This is a genomic window from Wolbachia endosymbiont (group A) of Sphaerophoria taeniata, from assembly GCF_947250735.1.
Classification (GTDB): Bacteria; Pseudomonadota; Alphaproteobacteria; order Rickettsiales; family Anaplasmataceae; genus Wolbachia.
The window spans coordinates 662,207-677,607 of sequence record NZ_OX366344.1 but is presented as its reverse complement, the minus strand read 5'-3'; the positions used below and the strand labels follow the sequence as shown (position 1 = coordinate 677,607).

Annotated in this window: 12 protein-coding genes and 1 rRNA gene; 7 read left to right on the top strand and 6 right to left on the bottom strand. The window is 37.1% G+C overall.

Going from position 1 to position 15,401, the window contains the following annotated elements; genetic code table 11:
* Nucleotides 1-23: 23 nt before the first annotated feature.
* The 4 genes from OOK84_RS03390 to hemJ form a co-directional block, all read right to left on the bottom strand.
* On the bottom strand, nt 24-2,702 hold the full coding sequence (locus OOK84_RS03390; protein WP_264732536.1) for a coiled-coil domain-containing protein: 2,679 nt from the start codon (nt 2,700-2,702) through the stop codon (nt 24-26).
* A 68-nt stretch (nt 2,703-2,770) separates the two neighbouring features.
* Nucleotides 2,771-6,157 carry an isoleucine--tRNA ligase gene (ileS, locus tag OOK84_RS03385; protein WP_264732561.1) on the bottom strand — a complete coding sequence of 1,129 codons (3,387 nt, stop codon included), beginning with the start codon at nt 6,155-6,157 and terminating at the stop codon, nt 2,771-2,773.
* A gap of 334 nt (nt 6,158-6,491) precedes the next feature.
* The gene (gene miaB, locus OOK84_RS03380; protein ID WP_264732535.1) at nt 6,492-7,811 is read right to left on the bottom strand and encodes a tRNA (N6-isopentenyl adenosine(37)-C2)-methylthiotransferase MiaB; all 1,320 of its coding nucleotides are present in this window, start codon (nt 7,809-7,811) and stop codon (nt 6,492-6,494) included.
* Between the two features lie 269 nt (nt 7,812-8,080).
* Nucleotides 8,081-8,509 carry a protoporphyrinogen oxidase HemJ gene (gene hemJ / locus OOK84_RS03375; protein ID WP_264732534.1) on the bottom strand — a complete coding sequence of 143 codons (429 nt, stop codon included), beginning with the start codon at nt 8,507-8,509 and terminating at the stop codon, nt 8,081-8,083.
* A gap of 65 nt (nt 8,510-8,574) precedes the next feature.
* Here hemJ and pdhA point away from each other — a divergent pair, with 65 nt between their 5' ends.
* Nucleotides 8,575-9,555 (top strand): pyruvate dehydrogenase (acetyl-transferring) E1 component subunit alpha, encoded by a 981-nt coding sequence (gene pdhA, locus OOK84_RS03370; RefSeq protein WP_253302779.1) that lies wholly within the window; start codon nt 8,575-8,577, stop codon nt 9,553-9,555.
* A gap of 87 nt (nt 9,556-9,642) precedes the next feature.
* Here pdhA and OOK84_RS03365 read toward each other — a convergent pair whose 3' ends face one another.
* Complete coding sequence (locus tag OOK84_RS03365; RefSeq protein WP_264732532.1) at nt 9,643-9,768, bottom strand: hypothetical protein; 126 nt, start codon at nt 9,766-9,768, stop codon at nt 9,643-9,645.
* Here OOK84_RS03365 and OOK84_RS03360 point away from each other — a divergent pair.
* The 3 genes from OOK84_RS03360 (at nt 9,762) to OOK84_RS03350 (ending at nt 11,694) form a co-directional block, all read left to right on the top strand.
* Complete coding sequence (locus OOK84_RS03360; RefSeq protein WP_264732356.1) at nt 9,762-9,947, top strand: hypothetical protein; 186 nt, start codon at nt 9,762-9,764, stop codon at nt 9,945-9,947. The genes OOK84_RS03365 and OOK84_RS03360 overlap by 7 nt on opposite strands.
* Before the next feature lie 327 nt (nt 9,948-10,274).
* A complete protein-coding gene (locus OOK84_RS03355) occupies nt 10,275-11,297 on the top strand; it encodes an IS110 family RNA-guided transposase (protein WP_264731025.1) in 1,023 nt (340 codons plus the stop codon).
* 223 nt (nt 11,298-11,520) lie between these two features.
* Nucleotides 11,521-11,694: a hypothetical protein gene (locus OOK84_RS03350; RefSeq protein ID WP_264732530.1), complete on the top strand. Its 174-nt coding sequence runs from the start codon at nt 11,521-11,523 to the stop codon at nt 11,692-11,694.
* Between the two features lie 534 nt (nt 11,695-12,228).
* Here OOK84_RS03350 and OOK84_RS03345 read toward each other — a convergent pair.
* Nucleotides 12,229-12,843 carry a hypothetical protein gene (locus tag OOK84_RS03345; RefSeq protein ID WP_264732529.1) on the bottom strand — a complete coding sequence of 205 codons (615 nt, stop codon included), beginning with the start codon at nt 12,841-12,843 and terminating at the stop codon, nt 12,229-12,231.
* A gap of 153 nt (nt 12,844-12,996) precedes the next feature.
* On the opposite strand from OOK84_RS03345, the gene OOK84_RS03340 reads away from it, so the two are divergent.
* The 3 genes from OOK84_RS03340 (at nt 12,997) to sdhD (ending at nt 15,331) form a co-directional block, all read left to right on the top strand.
* Nucleotides 12,997-14,500 (top strand): 16S ribosomal RNA (locus tag OOK84_RS03340).
* A 100-nt stretch (nt 14,501-14,600) separates the two neighbouring features.
* On the top strand, nt 14,601-14,978 hold the full coding sequence (gene sdhC, locus OOK84_RS03335; RefSeq protein ID WP_010963112.1) for a succinate dehydrogenase, cytochrome b556 subunit: 378 nt from the start codon (nt 14,601-14,603) through the stop codon (nt 14,976-14,978).
* Nucleotides 14,975-15,331 carry a succinate dehydrogenase, hydrophobic membrane anchor protein gene (gene sdhD, locus OOK84_RS03330; RefSeq protein ID WP_264732527.1) on the top strand — a complete coding sequence of 119 codons (357 nt, stop codon included), beginning with the start codon at nt 14,975-14,977 and terminating at the stop codon, nt 15,329-15,331. The genes sdhC and sdhD overlap by 4 nt, the downstream gene beginning before the upstream one ends.
* Nucleotides 15,332-15,401: the final 70 nt, after the last annotated feature.

Genomic DNA, 15,401 nt, shown 5'->3' with positions numbered 1-15,401 from the left:
GGAGGAACCTTGAGAACTAGTCATTAAAACGTAATCACAGTTTCCTGATTTTGCTGTGTCACACTTACTTCATCCAATCTATTCCCTATCTTGAATTCAATATCCTTAAAAAATCTATTCCACATTCCATGCAAATGCTCTTCTATTTTAGGCCATACATCATCCTTAAATGTTTCACCATCATCAGAAAATACATCACCTATCAAGGCTCCTACTTCTTCATAACTTGATTCGAAATGTTGAAGAAATGTCTCTATTTCCTTATGAGTATCATGTGCCACACTCAACGCTTTTCCTTCTACGTTGCCATTTTTGTTTATAACAGTAGCTGATAACCCCAACCGAATATAACCCAAACCTACCTGCAAAGAGTTCCAGGCCTTCTGAGCAATATTCTGATTATCTTTGGGTACATTACTTATTACAAGGTTTACCAGCCGGTTTATTAAAGGGGATAACAAATTTTGACAAAAATGCTTGATATTATCTTTCGTTTTAATCACAGGATATTTGATGCATTTCTCTGCTAAACAGTATTCAAGTTCTGCTTTCTCCAGCAACTCCTTGATTTTTGCTTCATCAAAATTTTCTTCCTTGAGCGCCTCCAACAACTTATCTTCTATTATTGCAAACTTTATTTTTTCGCGAGATTCCAGCTCTTCTCTATAATTATTTTTTGTTTCTTCATTTATCAACAATCCTTCTTTTTTTAACTCTAATTGTTTTAATGCTTCTAGAATCGCTTTATTCCTTTCTAGAAGGACTTTTATTGACTTTGTAATTGGATGACCTTTTTCCCTTTGTTTAGCTTGTAAACGCTCATTTTGATCTTTGAGTGTTTGTTCTAATTTAGATTCTTCTAAATGTTTTTCATCTTGTACACGAAAAGCTTCAATTATTTCTGCTAGATCTGATTCATCATATCTTTTTAATGTCCCGCATAAATTTAAAACACCCTCTTTTTGTTCTTTAAGCAACCTTTGTACTTTATATTTTTTTATTTCTAAATACGCCTCTTCTATGAAGTCATTTATTTTAGCTGAAGCTTCCTTATCCGATAGAACCTTTACTTTTTTTTCTAAATCTTCAAGCTGCTTCCTTAGGCTTTGCTTCTCCTTATCCGGTATACCTGATTGACTTAACTCACTTTGAGCTTTTTTTATTACTGATTTTATCAGCCTGTGCTCAACCTCTTGATCATCATATTCAAATTTAAAAAGGTCTTCTAACCTCCTTTTTAAGGTGCCATCTGTTAAGCTACTGTTTCCATGTATTTCTTTTAATTCCTTATGTCTATTGTTATACCTTATTTGACCTATTCCTCTTAAACGTTCAATCTCTTCTTTCGCATTATCCAAGGCTTTCTCTGTTGCTTGGGGATGATCATTTTTATAAATATCAATTGCTTTTCTTTCAACTATTTTGCCTTTCTCTTTAAGCTCTTTCCATTCCGCCTCATGTACAGAAAATTCATCATCTTTTGAGTCACTTGGTACTTCTATTCCTACGTTTTTCAAATCTTCTATTATCATCTCTTTCTCATTTGGTAATTCTTTACCTTGGCTTTCTAGTTTCTGTTTCACTAAAGTATTTCTTAGCTCATCTTCCAGTGAAAAATCTTCTCCCCGTCTATCTCGCTGAAATTTAATTGCTTGTATAAAAGCAACTCGATAAGCATTTTGTATTAAGTAATTCACCAGTTTAGAATCTACACTATCCACCACTTTCAGTCTGAATTCGTCCAACAATTCCTTCAGCTTATCATATGTAATATCTTTTCCTTCTAGCTTCATTAGCTCTTCCATAGTCTTTGCGAATTCCTGAATCGAAATTGCAAGCACATTCTTGATCTCATTACGTAAAGGCCTAAGGCCGTTTTTTAAATTGATATTAGCTGATAATTTCAGTATGGTATTATGTTCTGAATCACGTGCAACATTAAACCAACTACCATCTTTATCTTCATATAAATCTCTAAGTAATTGTTCAAATTGCGGTGGAAACTTAACTTCCATATCCCACTTAATGTCTGACTTACCAGCATCTATTTCACGAAAAGACACTTCAATATTCTGGTATTCATTCTGATATAACCCATTACTTATTTTTAGAGCAGCAACCAAAGAATGAGATAACTTTCTGTTTGTAAGATAAAAAGTAGCTAAGGCGGGTGTTGCAGGAATAATTAAGGCTATAAGCACAGCTATATCAACAAGAATTGCAATTGCAGCAAGAACGCCATATGCTAATCTTTTTGCTGTACTTACCTCACTCTTTTTTGTTTTACTTTCCTCTGAACTGGTTTGTGTTTTACTGTTTGTTTTATATATAACTAACCCCAATGCAACAGAAGCAACATAAGGAAACATTAAAACTGATAGAGCTGAATTTAATACTTTCTTCTCCAGGCAAGCTCTGTTTATTTCCTTAAATATTTCGCTTGATATATTATACCAGGAAGTAAAAAAATCGGAGCCGTAACCTTTATAATGAAATATACTTAGTGGAATGCTAAAATCAGCACCTATTTTTTTTAAATTACTAACAGATTCTTGCTCTTCCAAAGTAGCAACAGGTCCTTCCTGTTTTTCTGAAGTAGCAAAAGATTCTCTTTGTAAATTAGGTTGTCCATTTAATGCATCTAAATCACCACTATTGTTATTTAAGTCAACAACTTCCTCACAACCTACAACAGCATTCATACCATAACCTTATCCAATTACCTTAAGTATAGCATAAATACTGACAATCTTGCAACTTTATTAAAAATCTAACGCTCAATGCTAACATTTAAATCCTGATATTCCTTAGAATAAAAGTTAGTTCCAATTTCTGTATTAATGTCCAAAGATAAGGCAAGGGTCTGCTCTTTTATATATTCAATCCACGTATTTATTGCTTCCTTAATTTTCTCATCTTCTGTTTTGATTATTACTCTGATTCTATCGGACATATGAAAATCAGCTTGTTTCCTAGTTTCCTGAATGAGCCTCACTACATCTCTTGCAAGCCCTTCTAGAATCAATTCATCATTTAAAGTAGTGTTTAGGATAACAACCCCTTTGTTGTTATCAAATACAGAGGAGAATTCACTGTTTGCTTTTAATAATAGTTCATATTCGCCTTTTTCTATGATATAATTTTCTGACTCGTCCCCCAAAAATATGAGACCTCTTTCTGTCATTCCAGCGCGTGACGCTGGAATCTGCGTCTTGATCCCAGTGTCAGCTACTCGGATGACACCGGATTCAACTTGTTTCCACTTTCCTTGTTTAACATATTGAACCAGTGTCTTAATCTTCTCCGGAATTCTTTTTCCAAGCACAGGGAAGTTGAGTTTTAACTCTAGTGATGCAATATCTTCAAGTCTGTTTACTAACTTCAGTTTTTTTACATTTACCTCATCTTTTATCATCTCTTGGTACTCATTTGAGTTTTCAGCACACTGGATCCCAGTGTCACGCACTGGGATGAAAGAAAACGGCTCACCTTCAAGAAAACTACAGGAAGACTGATGATAAATGATCATACTGCCAAGTGGCTGTCTGATACGTATATTAAAAGTGTTTCTAATAGAGAGTGCAGAGTTACATATCTCTCTCACTAGATCCATTTTGGCAATGAGCTGACTATCAAACTTCTCTAATTGTGGGAAATCAGCCAAATGAACAGATGTTTCTTCATACTTAAGCCCTTGCCATATATTCTCTGTTATAAGTGGCAACAAAGGGGCTGCAGCTCTTAGTATGTAATAAAAAACCGTATATAGAACATTATAAGCATCAGTTTTATCCTGATCCAAATCACTTTTCCAAAAACGCTCGCGACTGCGACGAATATACCAATTATTTAGCACTTCAAAAAAGTTCATCAAAATTTTGCAAGCCTCTTGGGAGTTATAGCTGTTCATAGAAGTTTGGATACTTTCTACAGCTTCAAAACATTTGGAAATCATGTAGCGATCAATAGTACTTTGATAATCCTTACAAACTTCAGCTTTAATTCCATCTGCATTTGCATACATGGTAAAAAAGTGATAACTGTTCCAAATAGGTTTTATTACGTTTTTCAGAACATCTCGTATTGAGTTTCCTTTTTTATCGAGTAGCAAATTACCACCACAAACAATAGATCCAGAAAGCATAAGAAAACGCAGTGCATCAGAACCGTATCTATCAAAAACCTCCATTGGATCTGCATAGTTATTCAAACGCTTGGACAATTTTTGCCCTTTTACATCCAAAACAACACCGTGGCATATGCAGTTCTTAAATGGTTCCCTATCAAACAAAGCAGTGGACAATACAAAGAGCGTATAAAACCACCCCCTGGTTTGCGCTATGTATTCAGTGATAAAATCTGCAGTTTCAAACCACTCCTTATTTTCAAACGGATAGTGGACTTGTGCGAATGGCATCGAGCCAGATTCAAACCAGCAGTCAAATACGTCAGGCACACGACGCATAACTGATTTTCCTGTTGGATCATCAGGATTTGGCCTCGTTAAAGTATCGATAAATGGTCTGTGCAAATCATCTACTTTAACATTAAAATCTCGCTCTAGTTCTTCTATCGAACCATATACATCCACTCTTGGATATCTTGTATCATCTGATTGCCACACAGGAATCGGAGTACCCCAGAATCGATTGCGTGAAATTGACCAGTCGTGTGCCCCTTCAAGCCATTTTCCAAATTGACCATCTCTAATGTGGTTTGGTATCCAATTAACTCTCTTATTTAGCTCTACCATTCTGCTTTTGAATTTTGTAACGGCAACATACCAAGAAGGCATAGTGCGATAGATCAAAGGAGTGTCAGTTCTCCAGCAGTGTGGATAATTGTGAATATATTGTTCAGTTTTGAACCAGTTTCCTTGTTCTTTCAATTTTTTTATTACTGTATCATTGGTATCAAAAACATGAACCCCTGCCAAATCTGAAACTTCAGCAGTAAATTTTCCACTGTTATCAATTGGACAAATAACTGAAATATCATGGCTTTGGCAAAGGTAAAAATCTTCCTCACCAAATCCAGGAGCAGTGTGTACAACGCCAGTACCATCTTCTCCTGTAACATAATCAGCAACAAAAACACGGAATGCATTCTTTGTATCTTTAAAGTAATCAAACAGCGGCTTATAGGAAAGGCCTGCAAGATCATTCGCTTTAAGTTTTATATTGCATTTTTCATATGGAATATTGTTTTGTTCAGAGTGGCTGATAAATTTTTCTAGGTAGCTTTCAGCGAAAATATAAATTTCACTGTTCACTGAACTCCTTTCATTAACTTCTGTCATCCCAGTGCTTCGACACTGGGATCCAGAAATAGATTCCAGCGTCACGCGCTGGAATGACACCAAAGAGTGGACTGACACTGCACAATACTTGATGTCCTTTCCTATCGCCAATGCCAGATTGCTAGGAAGAGTCCAAGGAGTTGTAGTCCAAGCAAGTAATTTACATTTTTGTTTAACACTTTTAAACTGCTGTGGGTTTTCTAAAAGCTCAAATGCAACAGTTACAGCTTTGCTAGTCTTTTCTCTATACGCGTTATCAAGCCTTGTTTCAAAATTGGATAATGGAGTTTCGCACGCCCAGCTATATGGAACAACGCGTACTGATTCATACACTAGACCCTTATCATAAAGCTGTTTAAATGCCCACATGACCGACTCCATGAATGATTTATCCGTGGTTTTATAGTCATTATGAAAATCCACCCACCTTGCCTGCCTATTGACATATTTTTCCCACTCTGATGAAAATCTCATTACAGAAGTACGACAATGGTTATTGAATTTTTCAATGCCGAATTTTTCTATCTCAGTTCTACCAGATATTCCAAGTTCTTTTTCTGCACCCATCTCAGCCGGTAATCCATGGCAATCCCAACCAAATCTACGTTCAACCCTTTTTTGAAGCATAGTTTGATATCTTGCAAATGCGTCTTTGATGAAACCAGTGAGTAAATGTCCATAATGTGGAAGTCCATTTGCAAACGGAGGCCCATCATAAAACACAAAACAATTATCCTTGGAACGTTCTCCAACTGACCGCTCAAAAACTTTATTTTCCTGCCAAAATTTTATGATTTCTTTTTCTAACGACGAAAAATCAGGACTACTTACTGTATCAGGATAATGCTTTGACTTCATGTTCATTTTGACCGGATAAAGCCAAAGAATATAGGGCTTTCTAGAAAATTACAAATGCAAAAAGAAACAAACTTATTCCTGCACCCCACACCCTATAGCTAACACAATCCCACGTCATACCGCGATTCATTCGCGGTATCTCAGCTTAACCGTCATATCGTCACGGTATCTCTAGATCCCGCTAACAAGTAGCGGGATGACGGTTGTCGGTAAGCCTAAATTACTTTAGCTATAGTTGATAAACTTGAAATAAACTACGTGAAGTACTTCTATCTTGTTCTATAGGGGTACTTTCTCTCAATCAAAATAATTCTCTGACGGATGTCCAACAGAGCTATCCTGCACCACACCCCAACAAACTGTTCTGCCGAGCTTCCAACACTTTCACGTTTACTATTTTGTCCCTGTATTTACCTTCAGGATCATCAATGCACACTGATTGCATATATGGGCTTTTACCAATAATTTGGTTTTGGTGTTTGCCTTTTTTATCACTGAACAAAGCAGGTATAGTTTTGCCTACCATACTCTGGTTAAACTCAAGTTGTTGCTTACTAATTAATTTCTGTAAACGAAGAAGGCGTTCTGTTTTAACCTCTTCTGGTACTTGATCTTTTATTTCTGCTCCTGGTGTACCTGGTCTTGGGCTATATTTAAAGCTATAAGCCTGAGCATATCTAATTTTTTCTACTAATTTTACAGTTTCTTCAAAATCTTTTTCGGTTTCTCCAGGAAAACCAACAATAAAATCAGAAGAAAATTCGATTTCAGGTTTCAATTTGCGAAATCTGTCTATTATTTCCAAATACTCCTCTGCAGTGTGCTTTCTGTTCATCGCGTGCAATATTTTATTCGAACCTGACTGCACAGGCAGGTGAATAAATGGCATGAGTTTTGGCTCTTCCGCATGCGCCAAGTAGAGAGATTCATGCATATCTCTTGGATGAGAAGTTGTATAACGAATCCTCTCTAGCTTTTCAATTTTAGCAATATGACTAACTAATTTGCCTAAATCCCACACTTCCCCTTCGCATTTCCCATGGTAAGCATTGACGTTCTGACCAAGCAAATTGATTTCCTTCGCCCCATTTGCAACTAATTTCAATGCTTCACGAAATATTTCATTCACTGGCCGTGAATACTCAGCTCCACGAGTATATGGTACTACACAAAACGTACAAAATTTATCACAACCTTCTTGTATGGCAAGAAACGCAGAAGACCCCTGGCTATTGCCATAGCATTCATCTGGCAATTTATCAAACTTTGCAACTTCAGGAAAATCAGTGTTTATTACATGACCTTTACTTCTGCTTGCTTTGACTATCAGCTCCGGTAAGGTAGCGATACTCTGCGGACCAACAACAATATCAACAAAAGGAGCCCTTCTGAATACTTCTTCTCCCTCTGCTTGCGCTACACATCCAGCCACCACTATAGTAATTTCTTTTCGTGACGAATGAATCTTCCCGAGCTCAGAATAAAGCTTTTCTGCTGCCTTCTCTCTAATGTGACAAGTGTTCAGTATCACCAAATCAGCTTTTTCTGCATCACTAACAACGTTGAACCCCAAAGGTTTAATTATATTTTCCATTAAAACGGAGTCATAAACGTTCATCTGACAGCCGTAAGTTTTAATATATAGGCCTTTCATATTTGGTATGTCTTTTTCAAAACCCTACATATAATCACATTAAATGTCTAACAGACCAGCGCGTGACGCTAGTGAACTTGCTAGCACAATAGATTTTTATAAAATTGGATCCCAATGTCAAGCACACAGCTATTGCAACTCGACTTCACCAGTATCCCTGTAAAAATCATTGGTAAACCTCAGTAACTTTAGCTTATGTTATTTTCAAAAAAGTCAAAAATGAAAATAGAAGAGTAGCTGAGCTTTCTGCTTTTTCTGGGTAAGGTCAGTCAAAAAGGTTTTACAACAACCATAATAACTATAACTATTATCAATACTGTAACTGCTTCATTTAAAACACGAAAATAAACGTGTTTTTTTTCATTTGAACCCATTGCAAAATTTTTCCTATATTTTGCAAGTAGCATATGAACAATTAACATCAAAAGTATTGCAAATGCTTTTACATGAAACCATCCTTCACGATATGCTTCCCTAATAACCATTAATGTGATTCCAAGACCAAGTGAGAAAAGCATTGCAGGGTTTATGATATATCTAAGTAGCCTCTTTTCCATTGTTTGAAGCAAGCTATCATTTTCCGATCCCGGTTTTACAGTTGCGTGGTAGACATAAAGCCTGGGTAAATAAAGCATACCTGCCATCCACATAATGGCGGAGATAACGTGAAAAGCTTCAAGCCAGTGGTAGTAATCCATTGAGATTTATTACAAAATGTTAAAAATTTCTGATATTATTTTAGTTTAATGAAAAAGAAATCGATATGAAAGCAGAAAATTTCACTAAAGAACAGATAATTGGATTCTACAGGAAAATGCTACTCATACGCAGATTTGAAGAAAAAGCAGGACAATTATATGGAATGGGATTAATAGGTGGGTTCTGTCACCTATCAATAGGGCAAGAAGCAGTTGCAGTTGGAACTCAAGCTGCATCAAAATTAGGTGATGCTTTTATCACAAGTTATAGAGACCATGGCTTAATGCTCGCATGTAATTCTGATCCAAATGTTGTAATGGCAGAACTCACTGGCAAAGAAACAGGATGCTCGAAAGGTAAAGGTGGTTCGATGCACGTATTTGACGTTGCAAAAAAATTCTTCGGCGGACATGGAATAGTGGGGGCACAAGTTCCAATTGGCACAGGAATAGCATTTGCTAATAAATATAAGAAAAGAGACAACGTGGTATTCACGTATTTTGGTGACGGTGCTGTAAATCAAGGGCAAACATATGAATCATTTAATATGGCAGCTTTATGGAAGTTACCTGTAGTTTATATTATAGAGAATAACGGATATGCAATGGGTACTTCTGTAGAAAGATCCACTTTGGTAACTGAGCTATATAAAAAAGGAGAAAGTTTTGGTATTCCTGGAAAACAAGTTGATGGAATGGATTTTTTCTCTGTTTATGCGGCTACAAGCGAAGCAGCGGAACACACACGCAGCGGAAAAGGGCCTATCCTGCTTGAAATGAAGACATATCGATATCGCGGCCATTCGATGTCAGATCCTGCTACTTATCGCTTAAAAGAAGAAGTTGAAGATATGAAGCAAAATCATGACCCTATAGGCACTTTAAAGAAATACATGATAGATAATAAAATTGCTTCAGAAGAAGAATGTAAAGTAATTGATAAGGAAGTACGTGATTTAGTAAAAAAGTCGGAAGATTTTGCCAAAAATAGTAAAGAACCAAGCGTTGATGAGTTGTATACTGATGTTTATAAATTTGTTAGCTAAGTAGGCTTCTTTTTTTTTATCCAGGTGGCAACTAATTGTACGAACATTGTATAGTAAACGATGTCATTCAAGTAGCTCCTTCTCCCGTCATCTAAGTAGCCTTCTTCTTGTCATCCGAGTAGCTGAAACTGATTCCTTTATGACGGCCCAGTGCCCTCTTCTTGTCATCCCAGTGCCCTGAATACTTGGATCCAGAAAAAAGAATGGTGTCATCCCAGTGCCCCGACACTGGGATCCAGAAAAGTTTGCTTGTAAGCAAGCAAACTAGCATAGAAAGTGGTTACAACATTTTCGATGAGATTATATGGAAAACTGGATCCCAGTGTCTGGGCACTGGGATGACAGCAGTCCTACGTCATACCGCGATTCATTCGCGGTATCTCTTAACATAGATCCCGCTAACAAGCAGCGGGATGACGGTTGTCAGGGTGTCATCCGAGTAGCCTCTTTCTTGTTATCCGAGTAGCCTCTTTCTTGTTATCCGAGTAGCCCCTTCTTGTATCTTGTCAAAAGCATCTAATGTTTTAAGCTTAAGCATTAGGTGGAGAAGGGAGGAACTCTGTGCTTCTTCTTAGATATAAAATCTGTAGAGGAGATAAGAATTCCCTTCTCAAAAGTATAGGCTGGACGGTATCGTAGAAAGACCTGAATGGTTCTAATTCTGTATTCACAAGACTAGCCTTACTTTTCATTTTTAATGGTAACGTATGGGGTTATATATGATCAACAACTTTTTGGGCATAGATATATCAAAAGATCGCTTTGATGTTTTTCTCTCATTTATAAGCAAAAAAGGAAAGCGTGAAATTAGAAAAAGAAGCTTTAAGAACGATGATCATGGGTTTCAAAGTCTACTGAATTTTCTACACAAACATAATGTAGAAAAAGTAAAAACCTGCATGGAATCTACTGGTTGTTATAGCGAAGCACTGGCTGAATTTCTACACAATGCTGGACATTTTGTAAGTGTTGTAAATCCTTATTGCATAAAATCTTATGCAAGGAGTAAGCTGATACGACAAAAGAATGATCAGACCGATGCAGAAGTTATTGCTGATTATTGCCAAAGACAGGAACCTTCTAGTTGGACACCACCTTCTCCTGAAATGAAAAAATTAAAACATCTTTATCGTTGCTCAGTTGCGTTAAAAGATGAGTTAACATTAGTAAATAACCACTTAGAAAAAAAAGAGAGACTGCCTAAAGAAGTTGCAAATGCTTGGGAAGACCTTGCAATGAATATAGCTCAAAAAATAGAAACAATAAAAAACTCCGTACGTGAACTATTAAATCAACACAAAGAATTGTTGGAAAATTTTCAACTTCTATTGACTATTCCAGGCATAGGAGAAGAATCAGCAATAGCTATTTTAGCTGAAGTTTCTGATATAGAGGTTTTTAGAGATGCCAGGCAATTGGCAGCATATACAGGAGTTATACCACGAAATATGACGTCAGGTTCCTCTGTATATGCCAAACCCAGATTAAGTAAATCCGGTTCACAAACATTACGTAAGGCACTTTTCTTTCCTGCCATAGTAGCTAAGAATCACAATCCTATCATTATGAGCTTTTGCCAAAGATTAAAGGAAAAGGGTAAGCATAATATGGCCATCGTTGGTGCTGCAATGCGTAAGCTACTCCATATCATTTTCGGTATTCTGACATCCAAAAGTGCTTTTGATCCTAACCATATCAAAAACTACAGGGCTAGGAGGTTGACTGAAGGTTTAGTACTTTAAAATCAAAAATGCTTCCTATCTATCTTATGTAAAGTGGTATCTTACACAAATTTATTGAATGTTGTTGGTTAGTGGATATGTTGATAAGTAAACTTCATCTGTTTTGTGCGTATAAAACTAATTTACTTATCAACATATCCACTAACTATAATCTGTGTACTGTTACACAATTGGAAGTATTTTTTGATTTTATGATGCAACTTGGGAAATTTTTATAATTTTTTTGTTGACTAACAAGACGGTATCTCCTGTCATCCCAGTGCTCTTTTTTTGTCATCCGAGTAGTCCCTTTTTTGTCATCCCAGTGCCCCGACACTGGGATGACAGCAGTCCTACGTCATACCGCGATTCATTCCTACGTCATACCGCGATTCATTCGCGGTATCTCTTAACATAGATCCCGCTAACAAGCAGCGGGATGACACCTCTCTTGGGCTCTTTTAGCTACAAACGTTAAGAAATTTACCAAACGAAAAAAAAGGCAAAAGAAGCCCTAGTCATTGTCTATTTTCAGTATTGGCGTTTTTTAAGTCTTAAACACTGCAATTTAGCTGCTTTTAAATACAACTTACCTTAGCTAAGATGTTTAAGAAATTTACTAAGCAGAAAAAAAGGCAAAAGAAACCCCATGTTAGCTAGTTGTCACTCTCTAATCCTGCAAATTGGCGTACTATACTGTCTTAAACGACTTATAAGCGCGTTTCAGCTTATATAGGCAAAAACCTAGAAATGTTGTGAAGACATAAGGTGCACATAGTGCAAAAAATTAAAAATAAGACGCCAACTACGTTGTTTTCTTGCTGTTTAATCTGCACAGATGAAGATAACTGAATACCTTCAGTTTCATGATAAGGGGGCTGGCGGAGTTTGTCAAGTAGGTTTTTTCTTTTCTAACGGTTGTTGCCAAAAACTATACAAAAAGTCTAATGAGTTAACTTCCATATATCCTGAGTAGTTCTTGTGCATTAGCTTTGATTAGGATAGGGCATTTTCTGTCATTTAATAGGGAACGCAATATTTCAGTTGCACCTTTAATGTCGTTATTATGTATCTTTACTACAGCGATAGCTTCTTGGCTTGAATAAGGATACACTGCACTTGATTCTAAATTATCAATTTTATCTTTATTTATTTTTTCACCGTTGGAGTGAAGTAAGCTCATTACTTCTAAGTATTGTGCTAACTCACGCAAAACATCAGGAGCATCTTTATCATCTGCCAAATCATTATAAATAGATGCTGTGTTTGTTGGCATTGAATCTGAGATATGATTGAATGCGTGTTCAAAATTTGCTAAATACCCCCAATTTGAATCTATTTCTTCTAGCAGCGGCTTATTATCTTTTTTAAAGAATAATACTTCGTAAAACTTGTCACCCCCAGTTATAGATTGTTTTGTGTTATCAATGTTGCGCAATAAGTATAATGTGATGCCAACTAACATTGGTGCGAGTGCAAGCAGAAAGATGTATTTTTTCATGGTAATATTCCAAATAGTTATATATTTATACATTAATGCTTTTGATTTGCAAAAACATATTGACATAGTGATTATATCACATAATAATATTCTCAAAGTTGTTTGAATAGTTGGAGATTAAAATATTTCTAAAGTAGAAATAAAGACAGCAGTATTAAGCTAAATTATTTTTTGTCGGATTTATCCGATGTACCCTCAACCTTTTATAGGTTGAAGTCTAAATTTGAGAGTTTGATCCTGGCTCAGAATGAACGCTGGCGGCAGGCCTAACACATGCAAGTCGAACGGAGTTATATTGTAGCTTGCTATGGTATAACTTAGTGGCAGACGGGTGAGTAATATATAGGAATCTACCTAGTAGTACGGAATAATTGTTGGAAACGGCAACTAATACCGTATACGCCCTACGGGGGAAAAATTTATTGCTATTAGATGAGCCTATATTAGATTAGCTAGTTGGTGGGGTAATAGCCTACCAAGGCAATGATCTATAGCTGATCTGAGAGGATGATCAGCCACACTGGAACTGAGATACGGTCCAGACTCCTACGGGAGGCAGCAGTGGGGAATATTGGACAATGGGCGAAAGCCTGATCCAGCCATGCCGCATGAGTGAAGAAGGCCTTTGGGTTGTAAAGCTCTTTTAGTGAGGAAGATAATGACGGTACTCACAGAAGAAGTCCTGGCTAACTCCGTGCCAGCAGCCGCGGTAATACGGAGAGGGCTAGCGTTATTCAGAATTATTGGGCGTAAAGGGCGCGTAGGCTGGTTAGTAAGTTAAAAGTGAAATCCCGAGGCTTAACCTTGGAACTGCTTTTAAAACTGCTAACCTAGAGATTGAAAGAGGATAGAGGAATTCCTAGTGTAGAGGTGAAATTCGTAAATATTAGGAGGAACACCAGTGGCGAAGGCGTCTATCTGGTTCAAATCTGACGCTGAGGCGCGAAGGCGTGGGGAGCAAACAGGATTAGATACCCTGGTAGTCCACGCTGTAAACGATGAATGTTAAATATGGGAAGTTTACTTTCTGTATTACAGCTAACGCGTTAAACATTCCGCCTGGGGACTACGGTCGCAAGATTAAAACTCAAAGGAATTGACGGGGACCCGCACAAGCGGTGGAGCATGTGGTTTAATTCGATGCAACGCGAAAAACCTTACCACTCCTTGACATGGAAATTATACCTATTCGAAGGGATAGGGTCGGTTCGGCCGGATTTCACACAGGTGTTGCATGGCTGTCGTCAGCTCGTGTCGTGAGATGTTGGGTTAAGTCCCGCAACGAGCGCAACCCTCATCCTTAGTTACCATCAGGTAATGCTGGGGACTTTAAGGAAACTGCCAGTGATAAACTGGAGGAAGGTGGGGATGATGTCAAGTCATCATGGCCCTTATGGAGTGGGCTACACACGTGCTACAATGGTGGCTACAATGGGCTGCAAAGTCGCGAGGCTAAGCTAATCCCTTAAAAGCCATCTCAGTTCGGATTGTACTCTGCAACTCGAGTACATGAAGTTGGAATCGCTAGTAATCGTGGATCAGCATGCCACGGTGAATACGTTCTCGGGTCTTGTACACACTGCCCGTCACGCCATGGGAATTGGTTTCACTCGAAGCTAACGACCTAACCGCAAGGAGGGAGTTATTTAAAGTGGGATCGGTGACTGGGGTGAAGTCGTAACAAGGTAGCAGTAGGGGAATCTGCAGCTGGATTACCTCCTTGGGCTTTGCGCATAACTTACCATTTTTAATGATGGTGTTGTTATGTGCTATACTGCTGTCTTTACTTCTACTTTATTTTAATTTCCCAATAACGGAATTTTATGAGTGATAGGCCTCTTTCTCCACATTTACAAATATATAAAGTACAAGTTACTAGTTTTTTCTCTATTATGCACAGATTGACTGGTATCTTGCTATTCCTTTTATTAATGATACTTTCTTGGTATTTCATATTACATGTTTACTTTCCTGAGTTACTTATAGTAAGGTACTTAAATGCATTATTATTCACTCCTGTTGCTAAATTAGCTTATGTCTTATGTTTTATAAGTTTTGTATATCATTTTCTTAATGGTATTCGTCATTTATTATGGGATGTTGGGCTTAATTTAGAAATTACTGGCGTTTCAAGGAGTGCTATACTGCTGACAGTAACGTTACTTCTTTCTACTATGGCTTTTTTATTTATGTTTATATGAGTCGATCTGGAAATTCAGTACATCATTGGTGGGTCCAGCGTGTTTCTGCGGTAATTTTACTGTTCCTGTTTCCTTGGTTTATCTATTCATTTTCTTGCGCATTTTATACCGATAGCTCTTTGTCTTTTAGTGAAAAATTTATTAATCATCCTCTAGAGCTTTTATTTTTTGTTGTATTGTTGTTTTGCATTTTTTGGCACGCAGTTCTTGGAATGCAGGTGGTGTGCGAAGATTATATACACAGTGTGCCTATAAGGATTTTCACAATTACATGCATAAAGTACTTATCAAGCATTACTTATATAACCCTCGCTTTTACAATCTTTGTCTTCTACAGGCATATTTTCTTGTAAAATTGCCAATTCTGTGTTAATATATTATTAGTGTACTAGTTTTATCATTGAACTATAGCGATTTTGGTTT